The organism is Magnetococcales bacterium (genome assembly GCA_015231925.1).
Classification (GTDB): Bacteria; Pseudomonadota; Magnetococcia; order Magnetococcales; family JADGAQ01; genus JADGAQ01.
Genome location: JADGAQ010000087.1, coordinates 1 through 17,090, shown reverse-complemented (window position 1 = coordinate 17,090; position 17,090 = coordinate 1). Strand labels below are relative to the sequence as shown.

General features: G+C 64.1%; 12 protein-coding genes. 4 read left to right on the top strand and 8 right to left on the bottom strand.

Annotated elements, in window-relative coordinates; all coding sequences use genetic code 11:
* From HQL56_10910 to HQL56_10875, 8 genes are all read right to left on the bottom strand, one after another.
* Positions 1-512, bottom strand: a 512-nt coding sequence (locus tag HQL56_10910; protein MBF0310026.1) for a type II secretion system protein, incomplete at its 3' end; no start/stop codon positions are given.
* A 13-nt stretch (positions 513-525) separates the two neighbouring features.
* Positions 526-2,154 (bottom strand): type II secretion system protein, encoded by a 1,629-nt coding sequence (locus tag HQL56_10905; GenBank protein MBF0310025.1) that lies wholly within the window; start codon positions 2,152-2,154, stop codon positions 526-528.
* 22 nt (positions 2,155-2,176) lie between these two features.
* Positions 2,177-2,872, bottom strand: coding sequence for a hypothetical protein (locus HQL56_10900; protein MBF0310024.1), 696 nt, complete (start codon positions 2,870-2,872; stop codon positions 2,177-2,179).
* A complete protein-coding gene (locus HQL56_10895; GenBank protein MBF0310023.1) occupies positions 2,847-3,605 on the bottom strand; it encodes a hypothetical protein in 759 nt (252 codons plus the stop codon). Before HQL56_10895 ends, HQL56_10900 begins: the two co-directional genes overlap by 26 nt.
* Positions 3,602-4,231 carry a hypothetical protein gene (locus HQL56_10890; protein MBF0310022.1) on the bottom strand — a complete coding sequence of 210 codons (630 nt, stop codon included), beginning with the start codon at positions 4,229-4,231 and terminating at the stop codon, positions 3,602-3,604. The genes HQL56_10895 and HQL56_10890 overlap by 4 nt, the downstream gene beginning before the upstream one ends.
* Positions 4,228-5,811, bottom strand: a complete 1,584-nt coding sequence (locus HQL56_10885; protein MBF0310021.1) for a hypothetical protein — start codon at positions 5,809-5,811, stop codon at positions 4,228-4,230. The genes HQL56_10890 and HQL56_10885 overlap by 4 nt, the downstream gene beginning before the upstream one ends.
* A gap of 13 nt (positions 5,812-5,824) precedes the next feature.
* Positions 5,825-7,033 carry a type II secretion system F family protein gene (locus tag HQL56_10880; GenBank protein ID MBF0310020.1) on the bottom strand — a complete coding sequence of 403 codons (1,209 nt, stop codon included), beginning with the start codon at positions 7,031-7,033 and terminating at the stop codon, positions 5,825-5,827.
* 11 nt (positions 7,034-7,044) lie between these two features.
* Entirely contained in the window at positions 7,045-8,730 is a 1,686-nt protein-coding gene (locus HQL56_10875) for a type II/IV secretion system protein (protein ID MBF0310019.1), read from the bottom strand.
* 1,352 nt (positions 8,731-10,082) lie between these two features.
* On the opposite strand from HQL56_10875, the gene HQL56_10870 reads away from it, so the two are divergent.
* From HQL56_10870 to HQL56_10855, 4 genes are read left to right on the top strand one after another with little or no spacing between them, the layout of a single operon-like run.
* Positions 10,083-11,189: a response regulator gene (locus HQL56_10870; protein MBF0310018.1), complete on the top strand. Its 1,107-nt coding sequence runs from the start codon at positions 10,083-10,085 to the stop codon at positions 11,187-11,189.
* Positions 11,186-12,109: a response regulator gene (locus HQL56_10865; protein MBF0310017.1), complete on the top strand. Its 924-nt coding sequence runs from the start codon at positions 11,186-11,188 to the stop codon at positions 12,107-12,109. The genes HQL56_10870 and HQL56_10865 overlap by 4 nt, the downstream gene beginning before the upstream one ends.
* 2 nt (positions 12,110-12,111) lie before the next feature.
* Positions 12,112-13,929, top strand: a complete 1,818-nt coding sequence (locus HQL56_10860; protein MBF0310016.1) for a PAS domain-containing protein — start codon at positions 12,112-12,114, stop codon at positions 13,927-13,929.
* On the top strand, positions 13,926-16,949 hold the full coding sequence (locus HQL56_10855) for a PAS domain-containing protein (protein ID MBF0310015.1): 3,024 nt from the start codon (positions 13,926-13,928) through the stop codon (positions 16,947-16,949). The genes HQL56_10860 and HQL56_10855 overlap by 4 nt, the downstream gene beginning before the upstream one ends.
* Positions 16,950-17,090 lie beyond the last annotated feature (141 nt).

Here is a 17,090-nt window from a genome sequence, read left to right as displayed (position 1 = left end):
AAGATGGCCGGAATCTGGGTGGCCAGATCGGTCCCGGCGTTGTCCCGGATGGTGATGTCCGCCCCACCGGAACAGGTCAGGGGGAAGGAGGAGCGGGTGGGGGTCTCCACGCAGCCGTTGAGGGTGTTCAGCGCGGTGTCGTCGGCGAAGATGCCGGTGACCTGATAACTGAAGAGGTGGTTCCAGGGATCCATCGGCAGCAGGCCCAGATCGGTCCAGGGCACGACCCCGGTGAACTGCCCGCTGGCGTTGGCCACGCAGGCCCCGGCGGCGCGGTTTTCCCGCCCGTCGAAATCGGTATCGGGACAGGGCAGCCGTCCATTGGCCACGGCAAAGCCGATGATCGACTCCCGGATATCGGTCAACTGATCCTGGGTCTTGTCGAAACGGCGCTTCTGGGTCTGGGCGCGGATGGCGTCGATGGCCCCGCCGATCATCAGGGCGGCAATGACCAGCACCAGGGCCATTTCGATCAGGGTGAAACCCTTTTCCGGGTGCGAGGTGGATTTCATGGCTCCTCTTCTCCTATTGGCCACAGGTGCCCATACACATGATGGGGAAGGTAATGGAGCTTACCGAGGTGCGCACCTCGACTTCCAGCAGGGAGAGGTTGGTCAAGTTGTTTGCTCCCAGATTGATCTTGAACGTTCCGGTGGTGGTGGAGGATTTGGTGATGGTGCCGGCGTAGCCGCCGCAACTGAAGGCCCCGGCGGAACTGATGACGAAGGTGCATTCGATGCGCCCGAAACCGTCCTCGATGCGCATGCGAATGGTGTTGCCGCCCCCGGAGAGGGCTGCCGAGCCGGTGAAGGTGCCGTAAAAATACATGGGGTTGTTGTTGGGCAGACTGAGGCAGCCAGAGTTGGAAACCCTGGCCCGGTCGCCGTCGACGAATCGGGAGGCACCCGTTGCCTGGGTCATCACCGTCGGCCGGTCGTCGTAGCAGGTGTAGTTGGCGCCCTGGTAGAGGTACCCTGCGGTGGCGGAGACGGTTGTTGTTGTCGTCGATGTCGAGGTGGTCGATGTCGAGGTCGTGGTGGACGTGGTCGGCACCGAAGTGGTGGTGGCCACGGAGGTGGTGGTGGTTGGCACCGAGGTGGTGGTGGCCACGGAGGTGGTGGTGGTCGGCACCGAGGTGGAGGTCGAGGTGGTGGAAGTGGTCGGCACCGAGGTGGTGGTGGCCACGGAGGTGGTGGTGGTCGGCACCGAGGTGGTGGTGGTGGATACCGAGGTGGTGGTGGTTGGCACCGAGGTGGTGGTGGTGGATACCGAGGTGGTGGTGGTCGGGGCCGAGGTGGTGGTGGTCGGGGCCGAAGTGGTGGTGGTTGACACCGAGGTTGTGGTCGTCGGAACCGACGTGGAGGTCGAGGTGGAAGTCGACGTGGACGTCGAGGTGGTGGGGATCGAGGTGGTGGGGATCGAGGTGGTGGTCACCGTGGAGAGGGAGAGCCCGGCGGTGACCATGGCATTTTTCAGGGTGAGGGGGGAGAGCCAGATGAGGGTGTCGTCTCCGGCTCCGGCCACGTAGGTGTTGATCAGCGGATCGGCGGGATTGGCGGCGAAACGGGTGTCGGCGTCGGCGTTGGCCCGCTCGGAAACGTTGGCGATGTCATTGGGATCGAGGGGCAGGCGGCTCAGGGGCGAAGAGGCGCGGGTGTACCGCCCGAAAGCGTTGTGCCCGTGGGAGACCACCACCACCGGAACATTGCTGGCCACGGTCTGCCCGGCTTCATCCAGGATGGTCAACTCCCCGGCGCTGGTGCCGCTGATGGCCGTGCCGTTGGCGTAGGTGGAGGAGACGTGGTAGGTGTAGGGATTGCCCCAGGGGTCGAAGGGCTGCAGGCCGAGATCGGACCAGGGCAACAGGCCGAAGAGTGCGTCGCAGGTTCCGGCGGTGCTGTTTTCCTGGCCGTCGTGGTCCGTGTCCGGGCAGGGCAGATAACCCCGGGAGATGGCGAACCACTTCAGGGCCTCCTTGACGCTCTCCAGGGCGACGCTGGCCTTTTCGCGCTGCATCTTCTCCCGCTGTATGCTGATCACGGAGATGGATGAGGTCACCATCAGGCCAAGCACCACCACGGCCATGGTCACCTCGATCAGCGAGAAGCCCCGGGAGGGTTGGTGGACGGTTCGCAGGGTACGTTTCGGCGTCATGATTCTTTTCCTGACGGGTTCATCAATTCCGCGTGACCGCGTAGATCAGATCGTTCTGGCTGACGGCCAGCAGACGGTCGTTGAAACGGTTGGCCACCGGTGTGGAAGAGGCCAGGTCGATCTTGCGCAATTCGAAGTCGGTATCCGGGGTGGCGGCCACCTTCTCCAGAAACTGGGTGCGTTGACTGATCAGCGTGCTGCTCAACAGCCGGGTCTGGTTGGAGAGGGGATCGCCCGGCGCGATGAGGAAAGCCACGTGGTCCCCGCTGTTGTTGAGGGTCAGATTCCCGGTGGGAAACGGCGGGGTGGCCGTGGTGGAGCCCAGCTTGTAGGCCCCGGCCACGGCGTAGACGATGGGCGCGAAGCTGCCGTCCCGCAGATTGGGAAGTCCGAGGGTTTTCCAGGGCAGCAACCCGAGGGCGAGCAGATTGTCGCCGCCGCAGGCCCCGGAAGTGCCGTCGCTGTCGTAGTCGGCGATATTGCCCAGGAAGGGACAGGGCAGACGGCCCAATTGGGCCACGCGGTCGTTGGCCCCGGCGTAGGAGAGCAGCGCCTCCTTGGCCTGGGAGAGTTGCCGGAAGGCCCGTGCGTCGTCCTTGACCCGTGAACTCTTCAGCAACAGTGAGTCGAGGGCAAAGGCGATGCCTGCCATGACCAGCAACGTCAGGGTGAGCAGCATGGCTGCGCCCCGCTCAGGGCTTCGGACCGTTGAGGACATGTTGCAAATCCTTTAACATGTTAAAAATACTACCAAATCCACCGCTTCCCATCATCGATTCCAGGCGTTTGCTCAACTCGGCGATGGTCTCCTGGGACATGGACTCGCCCTTTTCGTCGGGCACCGGAACGGTGGGTTTCTTCTCCCTGGCGGCGCTCTCCTCCGTGGTTTTGGCGGCGGTTTTCACCGTCTCCTCGGGAGGGGGCTGCGGCGGACGACGGCCTTCGCGAATCTGTTGATCCGTGAGATTCAACACCTGTCCGCTTTTGAGGTAGAGCGTGCGCTCGGAGGTGGCCGTTCGAATGGCCAGTCCCCTGGCCGGATCGCACGAGGGCAGCACCCGATAGCCCACTCCGTCGAAACCGTGGCCGACCTCCACCGGTTTGCCGTCCAGCCAGGCCACGCAACGACCGTCGTCCCGGCGCAGCAGCCCTCCCAGGGACAACAGCAGCGGGCCCTGACCCTCTTTGGGGGTAGCGGGCGGGATCGGTTTCTCGGCGGTCTCTTCCGGCGCCGTCGGTGGCGAAGCCGCCGGGGGCTGTTCCACCACGGCACGCGGCTCCGGGTCCACCACCCCCTGGCGCAGGCGGTCCAGCCGCTGGCGCATTTCCGGCGTGCTGAACAGGCGACCGCTCTTTTCCCAGGGGCCGGGGATTCCGGTGGCGAGCCCGACGCTCCCCGGAACCGCCCAGGCCGACAGCAGCAGCGCCGCGATGCCGCGAAGGGGTCTCATCGCGGCTCTCCCGCCGGTTCGCGCAGGGTCATCCAGTCCAACAGACAGCTCGCCTCCACATGCACGGCCAAGCCGCCGCTCTCCAGTTCCAGCCCCGGCGTCCGCACCCGGTGCAGCTTGCACTGCCGGGGTTGTACGATACCCGTATCGGCGCGGTCGAGGAAATCGAAAAAGGCCATCAGATCCCCTTCGTGCAGCAGTCCCAATCCCAGTTCCATGCGACTGGTCCACAAGGGGTAGCTTTGTCGGGAGAGGGTGGCGTTGGCCGGTTTGATGTGCTGCGGCGGATTCAGCTTGAACTGAATCGGGCCCGGCAGCTTCAGGGTGGCTTCCGCCTGCTGGATGGTTTCCAGCCACTTGACCCGTGGTTCCGCGCCGATGACCCCCTTCCGCCGCAGGGCTTCGAAGCGGGGCAGGGCCTTTTCCAGCAGCATCGACTGCTCCTCGAACTTCCGCTGCCGTCCCTGCAGGGCGTAGTAGCGTTCGTGGATCATGTGAAAACTCTCTTCGATCCAGTTCATATATTCCAGACTGCCCCAGATCAGCAGTATGGAAAAGATCAGCGAAGCGAGTCCGATCCACAAGGCCCGGCTCAGGAAGGACCAGTCGATCAGGGTCGCGTTCATGGCTTCGGGGGGGTGGTGTAGAGGATTTTCAGACTGAAGGCCCCGGCGCCGGCCTCTTCCCCGACGCTTTTGCCACGCCCCTGGATCAGGGTGTTCTCCCCCAGATTCATGGGCATGCGCACGGCCTGTACCTGCAATACTCCGGGAAGCCGTCGCAAGGCCTTGAGCAGGTCATCCATCATGGCCACCGTCTCTTTCAGATCCTTGGGCATGGGCTGAACCCGCCCCGAAAAGAGCGCCGTCTGCTCGCTGCCGGAGGTTGTGGCGGGGCCTTTGCCGGCAGGCGGCGGGGGTCTCCCCGGAGCGGGGGTCTTCTCCCCCAGGTTGCGGGCCGGGTCCGGATCGGTGGACCACTCGATCTCGTCGAGCTGCATCGCCGGAAAGGCTGCAAAGACCGGGCCGAAGAGCTGGAAGAGGCTGCGCGGATCGCCGCTCCCCTTTTCCAGGGCGTCGATGCGTTGCATGGCTTCGAGAATCTGCTGAATCTCCGGCAGGGATTTGCCATTCACCTGGTGCTGCTTGCTCTTGTTCTCCAGAACCTGGCTGCGCTGGATCATCTCGGGCAAGTGGTTGGCCATGGTGAGTCCCCGGTAGATCATGACCCCCGAGGCGATCAGCGCCAGGAGGACGAGGACCAGCGAGGAGAGGTGCAGCCCCCGGCGCAGGCGCTGCATGGTATGATAGCGGATATCGGCGGGACGGGCATAATGGTTTTTGGCCAGGCCTTCGATGACGTACTGGCCGAAGAGCGGATCCATGATGTTGTCCGTCGGCACGAAGGGCTCCAGGCTCCGTTTGGCGGTGACCTGGGCGGCGTCGATGGGATGGATGTGGTAGTTTCCCACCTCCGACGGTCCCTGCCGGATCGTGGTCAGCATGGTGGGACTGCACAGCAGGTGGACATGCATCGCCTCGCCCCAGACGAACATGCGCTGGCTGGAGAGATAGCCCATCATGCGGGCGATCTCGCCGTGCAGAAAGGGCAACAGTTGCTCGCTCTCCAGGGGGGGCACGATGCTCAGGCGGCTGAGACGCATGCGGCCGTGTTTCAAGAAGGTCTGCCGCAGTCCGCCGGAGCCGATGGAGAGCAGCATGACGTTTTCCTGGCGGAAATCGGCGAAGTCGGCCAGCAGCGGCGGGGTGAGCAGCGGCACCGACCAGATGCCCGCCACGGCGATGCGTCGTTCCAGCAGCAGATCGAGCCAGGCGATCAGGGTGCTTTCGGGGTTGGAGAGGCCGCTGTAGAGAACGGTATCCTTTTCGCCTTTGGCGCCGCGCTTCAGGGGCAGCACATACTGAAAGGCGGGGTGCCGCAACAGGCGTTTGGCGCGGCGTTGCAGCAGTTGATTGCGGTTGAGGGGATTGAGGCGGGGCAACTCCTCCTGCTTCATCTCCTCTTCGGTCAGATCGGTGAGGATGCAGATGGTCAACGGTCCGGGTACGCCGTCGAGATACGACAGGAAGCGCTCCTTCTCCTCCCCCCCGTGGATGAAACGGATGGAGCCCTCGAAGGCCCTTCCGTTCCAGGGATGCACGATCAGATGGTGATTCGTGGCGTAGAGGAGCAGCGTCGTCGGCATGATCGACCGGGTTTCAGAGCTTGGAGATGATGTCGTAGATCGGTCCCAGAACCGACAGGATCACCCAGCCCAGAACGAAGGCCAGGGAGAGGGTCATCATCGGCTCGATCATGGTCTCCAGCCGCCCGATGGTCTCCTTGACCTCGCGGTCGAAAAAGTAGCTGGCGTTTTTCAGGGAGCGATCCAGACCGCCGGTGCTTTCGCCCACCCGGATCATCTGCAGCACCAGGGGGGGGAAGAGCCCCACCTCGGCGAAGCTGGAGGTGATGTCCTTGCCTTCGGAGACGTGCTGCCGCACCTGTTCGAGAGCGCCGCGCATGGCCAGGTTGCCCACCAGCTCTTCGCAGATCTGAATGCTTTCCAGCACGGTGATGCCCGATTTGTACATCAGGGCGAAGGCGTTGGCGAAACGCACCAGGATGATTTTGCGCATCAGGGGTCCGAAGAGCCAGATCTTGAGCTTGTAGCGGTCGTATTCGCGGTGAAAATCCTTGCTGAGTCGTTTGAGAAAGGAGATCAACGCCGCGATGGCCAGCGGCAGGCTGATCAGCGCGGGCCACCAGGCCACCACGAAATCGGAGGTGGCGATGAGGGCCAGGGTGTGGGCGGGCGGTTTATCCCCCATGCCGACGATGAACTCCATCAACTGGGGCACCAGGTAGATCATCAGAAAGAAGATCAGGCCCGAGACCACGGTGCCCACCATGGCCGGATAGATCATCACCTTTTTGGCCTGGGCCAGGAGTTCGTCCTCCCACTTCAGGGAGGCGGCCAGATCCTGGAAGATGGTGTCGAGCTGCCCGGTGCGCTCCCCCATGTTGATCAGCTGCACGAAGATGGCGTTGAACATGTGGGGGTGGACGGAGAGGGCCTCGGAGAGGGTTTTGCCGCTCTCGACGTTTTCCACCAGGGAGACGGCCACATCCTTGAGGCGGGCGTTTTCCACGCCGTCGCGAAAGCCGGAGAGACCCTCCAGAATGGGCACGCCGGCGCGGGTCAACTGCTCCATGTGGAAGCAGAAGAGCAGGATATCCTTGCGGCGCACCCCACGGGAGCGGAACAGGCCACCGGCGCGGGCCTTTTCGTCCAGGGCCTTCTGGTTGACCAGCAGCAGGCCCAGCCGGTCGAGGCGCAGTTCCAGTTCGTCGAGGTTGGCGGCCTCCATGCGGCCTTTGCGGATTTTGCCGTCCTGGGTGGTGGCTTTGTAGATGTAGGTTGCCATGTTTCGCTCCTTCAGTGGACAACCCGCCGCCCGAGAATGCGACCGATCTCTTCGAGGGTGGTTTCACCCAGCCGGACGTGACGCGCGGCATCCTGGGCCATGGTGGAGAGCCCCTTGTCCCGTGCCAGACGGCGGAATTCGCCGGGAGAGGCCTTGCGGGAGATCATGTCGTCGAAGTCGTCGTCCAGGATGACCGACTCCAGGATGCAGAGTCGTCCGCGGTAGCCGGAGCCGTTGCAGGCGGGGCAGCCGCCGGCATGATAGAGGGTGAGGGGTTCGCCGTCCTCCCCGAGGCCGAGGGCTTCGCGTTCGGCGGCGCCGGCGGGTTGGGGCAGACGGCATTTGGAGCAGAGGCGGCGCACCAGGCGTTGCGCGGCGATGCCGATGATGTTGCCGGCCAGCATGTCGGGTTGCAGCCCGATGTTGAGCAGACGGGGAATGGCTCCCAGGGCGGAGTTGGTGTGCAGCGTGCTGTAGACCTGATGCCCGGTCATGGCGGCGCGCAGGGCCATCTGGGCGGTCTCCAGATCGCGGATCTCGCCGACCAGGATGATGTCCGGATCCTGGCGCAGAATGGAGCGGATGCCGGTGACGAAGTCGAGGTTGACCGCCTCGTTGACCGAGGTCTGCAACACCGAACGCATGGGATACTCCACCGGGTCCTCCAGGGTCATGACGTTGCTTTCGTCGACGTTGAGGGCGGAGAGCATGGAATAGAGGGTGGTGGTCTTGCCGCTGCCGGTGGGGCCGGTCACCAGAATGATGCCCTCCCGGCGGCGCATCATGGTGTCGATGGCGTCGCGGTTTTCGGGGGAGAGGCCCAGGTGTTCCAGCCCGAGTACCCGGTTGGCCCGGTCGAGTACCCGCAGCACGATGTTCTCCCCGTGGATGGTGGGTTGTACGGAAACCCTGAAATCGATGGTGCGCCCGGCCAGTTGGAAGGTGAAGTGGCCGTCCTGGGGAATGCGGCTTTCGGCGATGTTCATGCCCGACATCACCTTGAGTCGCACGATCAGCCCCGCCTGGAACTTGCGGTGCAGGCTGCGCACCTGGCGCAGCACGCCGTCCAGCCGGTAGCGGATGCGCACGAAACCGGCCATGGGTCCGACGTGGATGTCCGAGGCGTCGTGTTTGATGGCGTCGGTGAGCAGGGCGTTGACCAGCCGCACCATGGGATGGCTGAACTCGGAGAGGTCGGTATCCAGACTCTCCAGGTCCACTTCGCCGCTTTCGATCTCCCGCAGGATGCCGTCCAGGGAGAGGTCGAAGCCGTAAACGGCATCGATGGCGCCGGCCACCTCGTTTTCCGTGGCCAGTTTCGACTCCACGTTGCTGCCCGGCGGCAGCCGGGCCAGCAGGCGGTCGAGGGTGGCCATGTCCAGGGTGTTGGACATGGCCACCACCAGCAGCTTCTTTTCGGCGTTCCAGGAGAGGGGCAGCACATGATGGCGCTTGGCGAACTCCTTGGGCACCATCTGCATGGCTTCGGGATCGACCACCCCGGTGGAGAGATCGACGCTCTGCTGATCCAGGAGTTCACCCAGCAGATCGCGCAGATGTTTGTCGGTGATGAAGCCCAGGGAGACCAGCAGGCGGCCCAGGGGTTTGTTGTTGCGCAACTGTTCGGTGAGGGCGATTTCGAGTTGATCGAAGGTGATGGCCCCTTTTTCCACCAGGATATCGCCCAGACGGCGCATGGCCGGGGGGGGCGGAGGCGCTTTGGGTTTGACGGGCGTCCCGAGGGGGGGCAGCCAGGCGGCCAGACGGGGGAAACGGCTCTCCATCAGGCCGCCCTGTCGGGGCACACTGTAGGAGTTCACCCGCCGGTGATCCCGGAAGATCAGCTCCGCGAAAAAGCGTTCCGCATCCTCCGTGGCGGGGCAATTCAGGCGACGGGCCACGTCGGGCATGGCCAGAAGCTGGAAATGCACATGGCCGTCGGTGTGGTGCGCGGTAGTCTCCCGAAGGGCCGCCGTCACCGCGGAGGGGAAGAGCAGACAGGCGTCGAGGGGGGTTTCCAGGGAGATCAACCGCTGGCTGTTGAGGTAGAGGCGGGTCTTTTCCAACTCCCGCAGCACGGCGGCGGCGGTGGCTTCGGCGTTGCCCGCCGCCAGCGGCACCAGACGACTGACCGCCGCCTTGCCGGCCAGGAAACAGCTCTGTCGCAATCCGCCCGGTCCGGGGCTGATCAGGATGGCGTCCCGTTCGTGGCCCCAGCCGATCTGACGCAACAGGTGGCTGCCGAGATGGGGAATGGTCCAGATTCCACCGGCGAGGCAACCCCGCTCCCGCAGCAGTTCGATCCAGGGCAGCAGCGGCGCGGGGTTGGTCAGCCCGGCGAAGAGGACGCGCTCGATGCCGGGACGTTCGATCCCCTGGGCCACCGAGATGCGGAACGGGGTGGTGGGAAAGAGCCGCTCCAGGCGGGAGCGCATCAATTGCCAGCGGTCGAGGGGCCACAGGCGGGGAATCTCCTCCCGCCGCATCTCCTCTTCCAGGATATCCACCAGGAAGAGCACCGGTGTGTTCGGGGTCTCCCTGGCGAGGTGTTTGCGGAAAAGTTCCTGTCCGGCGGGGCTCTGGGGGAAGGAGACGCTCTTGCCCAGTCCGAGAGACTCCCGATTGGTCAGGGAGACCTGTGCATCGGTGACGACCATCAGCCAGCGGCGGGGCGGTAGCCAGGATGCAAGGATTTGAAGCGGGTCGAACGGTGGCTGCATGGTTTTGTTCCGCCGGCTGTGTCGGGGTGAAGGATGTGGAATCCGTCTCGATTCGCCCGGCAATTATGTTGGTATCCGACGCGATTTGGCAAAGAATCTTTCCGTTGCGGCGCATCTCCCGTTACCGACAAACGCTTCTGTCCGTTCCTCGGAGCGAAAGACCCGCGCGACGCTTCGTTTCCGGGATGGCGAAAGGCGCAGGATGTACTTGCAAGTCAACGGGAAATGAGACTATTCTCCTTTCTGCAAGGGGTTGACGGAACAAACGCTTCCGGGGCCGGAAGGTCCTCTCCCCATCAAACAGACAGACGTTGGGGGAAACGCCGGTGATGACTGAACAAAAATCGTCTACCGTGTTGGTTGTGGATGACTCCCCCGAAAATCTTGCCGTATTCTGCGAGCTGTTGCAGCCCTATTACCTGGTGCGGGCCACGACCTCGGGCAGCAAGGTCCTGCGCATCGCCGCCAGCGACCCGGTGCCGGACCTGATCCTGCTCGATGTCATGATGCCGGATCTGGACGGCTATCAGGTCTTCGATCAACTGCGACACCATCCCGCCACCCGCCACATTCCGGTCATCTTCATCACCGCCATGAACACCATCGATGCCGAATTGCACGGGTTTCAGGCCGGCGCGGTCGACTACATCACCAAGCCCATCGTGCCGCCGATACTGCTGGCACGGGTGCGCACCCAACTGGAACTGGTGCAGGCCCACAACCGCCTGCGGGATCAGAACGCCTGGCTGGAAGCGGAAGTGACCCGGCGCATGGCGGAAAACGAACGCATCCAGATGGTGGCCATCCGCGCCCTGGCGCTTCTGGCGGAGACGCGGGATCTGGAAACGGGCAACCATATTCTGCGCACCCAGGGGTATGTGCGGGAGTTGGCCCGGGGACTGGTCGACCGGGGACTCTACACCGACCTTCTGACCGAACGCGGCATCGACCTGCTGGTCCGTTCCGCGCCCCTGCACGATATCGGCAAGGTGGGCATTCCCGACGCCATTCTTCGTAAACCCGGCCCGCTCACCCGGCGGGAGTGGTCCGTCATGAAGACCCATTCCCGTCTGGGCGCCGATGCCATCGCTCTGGCCCAGCAGGATGCCGACTCCCCTCTGGTCTTTCTGACCCTGGCCCGGGAAATCGCCCATTGGCACCATGAGAAATGGGACGGTTCGGGTTATCCCGACAAACTGGCCGGGGAGGCCATTCCCCTCGCCGCGCGCCTGATGGCCGTGGCGGACGTCTTCGACGCCCTGATCTCCGCGCGGGTTTACAAAGAGCCCTTCTCCTGCGAGCAGGCGCGCTCCATCCTGCTGGACGGACGCGGTCGCCATTTCGATCCGCAATTGGTGGAAATCTTCGACTCCCGTTTCGAGGCCTTCTGCCGCATTGCCCGCCGGGAAGTCGGGAAGGAGATCCCCCCGCGATGAACGAGGCCCCGGCGCGCATCCTGCTGGCCGAAGACGAGGAGATCATCGCCACCATCATTCACGATCTGCTCGAACCCCAAGGCTTTCAGGTCACCGTCTGCCCGGACGGTCTGACGGCCTGGTCCCGCCTGCAGGAGGAGCAGCCCGGCTACGATGTCATCCTGCTGGACCGCATCATGCCCGGTCTGGACGGCATGGAGCTGTTGCGGCGCATCAAGGGCAACGCCTCTCTCTCCCGAACCCCGGTGATCGTGGAGACCGTGCAGGGGGACAAGAACAGCATTCGCGAAGGTCTGGAACAGGGGGCCTACTACTATCTGACCAAGCCGTTCCAGCCCGAGGTGCTGCTGGCCGTGGTTCACGCCGCCCTGCAGCAGGCACGGGAGTGGCGGGAGATGGTGGCCAGCGTGCGCAAGGCCGAACGGCCCTTCGCCCTGTTGCAGTCCGGGGCCTTCCGCTTTCGCGATCTCGACGAGGGACGCCTCTTGGCCCACTCCCTGGCCCACGCCTGTCCCGAACCGGAACGCGCCGTCCTGGGACTGCAGGAGCTGCTGATCAACGCCGTGGAACACGGCAACCTGGAAATCGACTACCGGGAAAAAAGCGCCCTGTTGATGGAGGGAACCTGGTCGGAGGAGATCGAACGTCGCCTGCAAACCCCCCACTTCGGCAACCGCCAGGTCGAGGTGTCCTTCGAACGGAAAGCGGATAGTCTGCACTTCACCATCCGCGACGAGGGCATCGGCTTCGATTGGCGGGGCTTCCTCGATTTCTGCCCCGAGCGCGCCTTCGATCTGCACGGACGCGGCATCGCCATGGCGGGCCGACTCAGTTTCGACCATCTGGAATATCGCGGCAACGGCAATACGGTCGTGGCCACGATTCATCTGCCCCCCGCCGCCCGGCCACCGGGCGGCTGATCGTGTCCGCGCCCCGCGAGTCACCTCCTGCCGCCTCTCCGGGGGAGCCCCCCGACCGGGAGCGCGTTCTGCTGGTTGTCATGCTTTATGTGCTGTTCGCCGCCTTGTGGATCCTCCTGTCCGACAGTCTGGTGGCCTGGTTGTTCCGCAATCCGGCGGACATCACCCTGGTCAGCATGCTCAAGGGCTGCTTCTTCGTGACCTTCACCGCGCTGCTGCTCTACGTCATGCTGCGCCGTATGGTCTGGTGCGGTCGCCCGACGGTTTCGCGCGGCTCGGGTCGTTTCGGGAAGTTTTTCTCCCTGATTCTGGTGGGTATCGTCCTCTCCACCGTCGCGGGCATCATCTTCACCTTCACCCAGCATCGGGAAGAGGCCTTCGCCCGACTGCTCATCATCGCCGACCTCAAAACCCGCCTGATCAGCGACTGGATGAGGGAGCGTCTGGGAGACGCCGAATTCAGCAGCAACAGCCCCAATCTGGCCAACGACTACTCCCTGTGGCGGGAGCAGAAGGACGAAGCCGCCGGGCGCCGTCTGTTCAGCCGACTGGAACAGTTGCGCCACAACCACGGTTTTTCCGACGTCCTGTTGCAGGATGACCAGGGCCACACTCTCTGGAGTACGGAGGAGGATTCCGACTCCCCCTCGGTGGCCGGGCTGCGAGCCGGAGGAGGGGCGGAGAGGGTTCAGGCGGTGGGGCCGTTTCTCGGGCGGGATGGCCGCGCGCGACTCGATTTCGTGATGCCCCTCGCGGGGGTGCCCGAATCGCCCCCCTGGTTCGTGCTGCAGGCCGATCTGGCCGAATGGCTCTTTCCCGTGCTGCAATTCTGGCCCGCGCCGAGCCAAAGCGGCGAAACCCTGCTCTTCCGGCGCGAGGGTGATCAGGTACTCTTTCTCAACGAATTGCGCCACCAGAAACACACCGCCATGCGCCTGCGACTCCCGCTGAATAACCGGGAGCTTCTTTCGGCCCAGTTTCTGCGGGGCGAGGTTGCCTCGGGGGAGCTTCTCTCCGGGCTCGACTATCGCGGTGCGGCGGCCATGGGTGTGGCCCGGTCGATTCCGGGGACGGACTGGGGCCTGATAGCCAAGATGGATCAGGCCGAATTGTACAAACAGGCCTTCAGCAACGCGGCCTGGATCGTTCTGGCCGGCGTTCTGGCCCTGATCGCCACCGCCACGGCGCTGGCCCTGCTGCGTCGCAGTGAACAGCTCGCTCTGGCCACGGAGGTGCATCAGGCCCGGGAAGAGCGGCTGCGGGCGCTGCAACTGTTGGACAGCATTGCCGAAAGTTCCGAGGACGCCATCTTCGCCAAGGATCCGGAAGGCCGGTACATCCTGTTCAACCAGTCCGCGGGCCGCTTTGTCGGCAAGTCGGAGAGGGAGGTTCTGGGCAACGACGACCGGGCCATCTTCCCCGCCGAACAGGCCGAAATGGTGCGTTCTTCCGATCAGCGGATCCTGGCCGCCAATCGCAACGAAGTGCGGGAGGAGACCCTGCTCACCACCCGGGGCATGCGGGTTTTCCTGACCTTCAAGGGGGTGTTGCGCAATGCCGCCGGGGAGGCCATGGGCACCTTCGGCATCGCCCGCGACGTCACGGAACTGAAGAACGTCGAGGCGGAACGGCGGCAGCAGGCCGAGGAGGTGGTCAAACGCAACGAGGAGCTGGAACGCTTCAACCGGGCCATGGTCGGGCGGGAGCGGGACATGATCGAACTCAAACAGCGCATCAACGTCCTCTCCCTCGAACTGGGACGGGAAGCGCCCTATCCGCTGGGTTTCCTCAAGGAGACCGAAACGGGGGAACATCCATGACCCTGCCCACTCTCCCTGTCGGATGGAGCGGTCGACTGGGCCGTCTTGCCGGCTACCTCGGGGTGGCGGGATGGGTGGTGCTGGCCCTGCGGGCGCGCGAACTTCTGCCGGGCGCCGTCTCCGAGGGGTTGTTGATCGGGGTTTTCCTCTTTCCGATCCTGCTCGGAGGCGTGTTGAGCGAATGGATGTGGCGCAGGGAGCAGCGGCAGGAACTCACCCGCTTGTCCGCCGAGCAGAGCGCCTACCATCATCGCATGCAGGAGGAGCTGCGGGAGAAGGGCCGCAACCTGCTGGAGGCCCAGCGGCTGGCAGGCATCGGCAACTGGCACTGGGATATCGCCGGCAACCGGCACACCTGGTCGGAGGAGATCTTCCGCATCTATGGCCGGGATACCACGCTGCTGCCCGCGGTCTATCCCGAGGTTTGCCGCTACTTTTCCCCGGAGTCCTGGCAGGGGTTGTCGACCAAAGTGGAGCATTGCCTGAACACGGGGGAGGAGTACGAACACGAAGCCGAGGTGCGACGTCCCGACGGCGGGCGGCGTTGGATCATCGCCCGGGGACGCGCCATCCGGGGGGAGGATGGCCGTGTCAGCGCCCTTCACGGCACGGTGCAGGACATCACCGCCCGCAAGCTGGTGGAGCAGGCTCTGCTCGCCAATCAGAAAGCGGTCGTGGAGGAGCAGCGCCGGGGCCGGCTCGCCGCCCTCAATCTGATGGAAGACGCCATGGCCCAGCGCGCCCGGGCCGAGTTCGTCAACGCGGCGCTGCAGGAGAGCGAACAGCGCTCCCGCATGGCCCAGGAAGGGGCCCATGTCGGCATCTGGGATTGGGACATACGCAGCAACCGGTTCTTCTGCTCCCCGGAGTGCGCACGGCTTTTCGGCGCCTTCGGAGAGGAGATGAAAAGCGATGCCGACTGGCGCGAACGGGTCTCTGCGGAGGATCGGCCCCGGGTCGAGGCCCAATGGCGGCAGTCGCTGGAGAGCCGCATCCCCTTCGAGATCGAATTCCGCATCCGGCGTCGGGATTCCGGGGAGATACGCTGGATCGTCAGCAAGGGCAAGGCGCGTTGGGACGATACGGGCCAACCGCTGGGTCTCTCGGGCATCAGTCTGGACATCACCGGGCGCAAGCAGGCCGAAGCCCAGTTGGAGGAGTACCGGCACCACCTGGAAGAGCTGGTGGAGACCCGCACCCGTGAGCTCGCCCAGGCCAAGGAGGAGGCGGAATCGGCCAACCGGGCCAAGAGCGCCTTTCTGGCCAACATGAGCCACGAAATCCGCACCCCGATGAACGCCATTCTCGGTCTGACCCATCTGTTGCGTCGTGATGGGCTCGGGCGCCGCCAGAGCGAGCATCTCGACAAGATCGACGCGGCGGCGCAACACCTGCTCTCCATCATCAACGACATCCTGGATCTGTCCAAGATCGAGGCGGGCGGGATCAAGCTGGAACAGAGCCATTTCGCCCTTTCGGCCCTGTTGAACCACGTCCATTCCCTGATTGCCGCCCAGGCCCGCGCCAAAGGTCTGAGCATCGAGGTGGAGTGCGACCCCGGTGTCCGCTGGTTGCTCGGCGATTTGACCCGGTTGCGGCAGGCCCTGCTCAACTATGCCGGCAACGCCATCAAGTTCACCGAACGGGGCACGATTCGTCTGAGCGCACGGGTGCAGCGGGAGGACGAGGCGGGGTTGCTGATGCGTTTCGAGGTGGCGGATACGGGTATCGGCGTCGAGGAGGGGTTGTTGGCGCGTCTGTTCGAGGCTTTCGAGCAGGCGGATGTCTCCACCAACCGCAAATTCGGCGGCACCGGGTTGGGGCTGGCCATCACCCGCCATCTGGCCGATCTGATGGGCGGGGAGACAGGGGTCTCCAGCATACCCGGACTGGGCAGCACCTTCTGGTTCACCGCCCGACTGCAGCGGGGTTATGTGGCGCCTCCCGAAGTCGGCGGTGCCTCGGGTGATCAGGAGAGACAGTTGATGCGGCATGCCGGCACGGCCCTGTTGCTGGTGGAGGACAACCCCGTCAATCGCGACGTGACCACGGAATTGCTGAGCGGTTTGGGTTTTCACGTCGATGCGGCGGAAAACGGTCGGATAGCCTTGGAGAAACTGCAAACCAACCGCTATGCCCTGGTGTTGATGGACATGCAGATGCCGGAGATGGACGGATTGGAGACCACCCGGGCCATTCGCGCCAATGCCGACTGGGCGGACATGCCCGTTCTGGCCATGACCGCCAACGCCTTCCAGGAGGATCGGCAGGCCTGTCTCGATGCCGGCATGGACGATTTCATCGCCAAACCGGTGGTTCCGGCTCTGCTCAACAGCAAATTGCTGCGCTGGTTGCCGCCGTTGGAGGAGGAGATTCCGGCGTCGCCGGGCTCCGATGCGGTTTTGAGCACCGATGAACTGGCCCTTCGTCTGGGCGCGATTCCCGGCCTGGATCTGGTTCAGGGGCTGGCCGTGGTGCGACAGGAGGGACTGAAATACCTGCACCATCTGCGTCGTTTCGTCACCTCGCATCAGGGGGATATGGACCGGATCGGTCTTCTGCTGGCCAACGGCGACCGGGAGGCGGCGCGAGGCATCGCTCACGGCCTGAAAGGGGTTTCCGCCACGCTGGGGGTGCGGCGCGTGGCGGATCCGGCCACACGGTTGAATCAGCTTCTGCAGGAAAACGGTGCCCCGGAGGAGTGCGACGAGCTGGTCACCCGCTGCCGTCAGGAGATGCGGCAACTGCAGGTGGATCTGGATGGCATCGCGATGGACCCCCCCGCTGTTTCGGCCCCGAGTCCCTGCGATCCGGAACGGGAGTGTCTTCTGCTCAAGGAGGTGCGCCGCCTGCTGGAGGAGGACAACACTTCGGTTGCCATTCTGGTTCACGAGAACGCCGTCCTGTTGCAGCGACGATTGGGTGCGGACTGGGGGCCGTTTTTGCGGCAGATCGACCTCTTCGAATACGAAACCGCGTTGGAAACCCTGAAACAGCTTTGTGCGGGCGATCTCGATTGAACCCGTCTTATTCCATTTCTGTTTCATTCGTTCATTATACCGCATCTATACCGCGTCTACTTTGGAACAGGTAATTTTTCTGCATCCGTTCAGGTATACGGGGGTTTGGGGGGGATTATCCCCCCCAACGGGTCCAGGGCA

Bases quoted from the DNA above. Each gene is read 5' to 3' on its own strand.
- HQL56_10905 (MBF0310025.1), bottom strand. From the start codon at position 2,154: ATGACGCCGAAACGTACCCTGCGAACCGTCCACCAACCCTCCCGGGGC.
- HQL56_10900 (MBF0310024.1), bottom strand. From the start codon at position 2,872: ATGTCCTCAACGGTCCGAAGCCCTGAGCGGGGCGCAGCCATGCTGCTC.
- HQL56_10895 (MBF0310023.1), bottom strand. From the start codon at position 3,605: ATGAGACCCCTTCGCGGCATCGCGGCGCTGCTGCTGTCGGCCTGGGCG.
- HQL56_10890 (MBF0310022.1), bottom strand. From the start codon at position 4,231: ATGAACGCGACCCTGATCGACTGGTCCTTCCTGAGCCGGGCCTTGTGG.
- HQL56_10885 (MBF0310021.1), bottom strand. From the start codon at position 5,811: ATGCCGACGACGCTGCTCCTCTACGCCACGAATCACCATCTGATCGTG.
- HQL56_10880 (MBF0310020.1), bottom strand. From the start codon at position 7,033: ATGGCAACCTACATCTACAAAGCCACCACCCAGGACGGCAAAATCCGC.
- HQL56_10875 (MBF0310019.1), bottom strand. From the start codon at position 8,730: ATGCGCCGTCTGGGCGATATCCTGGTGGAAAAAGGGGCCATCACCTTC.
- HQL56_10870 (MBF0310018.1), top strand. From the start codon at position 10,083: ATGACTGAACAAAAATCGTCTACCGTGTTGGTTGTGGATGACTCCCCC.
- HQL56_10865 (MBF0310017.1), top strand. From the start codon at position 11,186: ATGAACGAGGCCCCGGCGCGCATCCTGCTGGCCGAAGACGAGGAGATC.
- HQL56_10855 (MBF0310015.1), top strand. From the start codon at position 13,926: ATGACCCTGCCCACTCTCCCTGTCGGATGGAGCGGTCGACTGGGCCGT.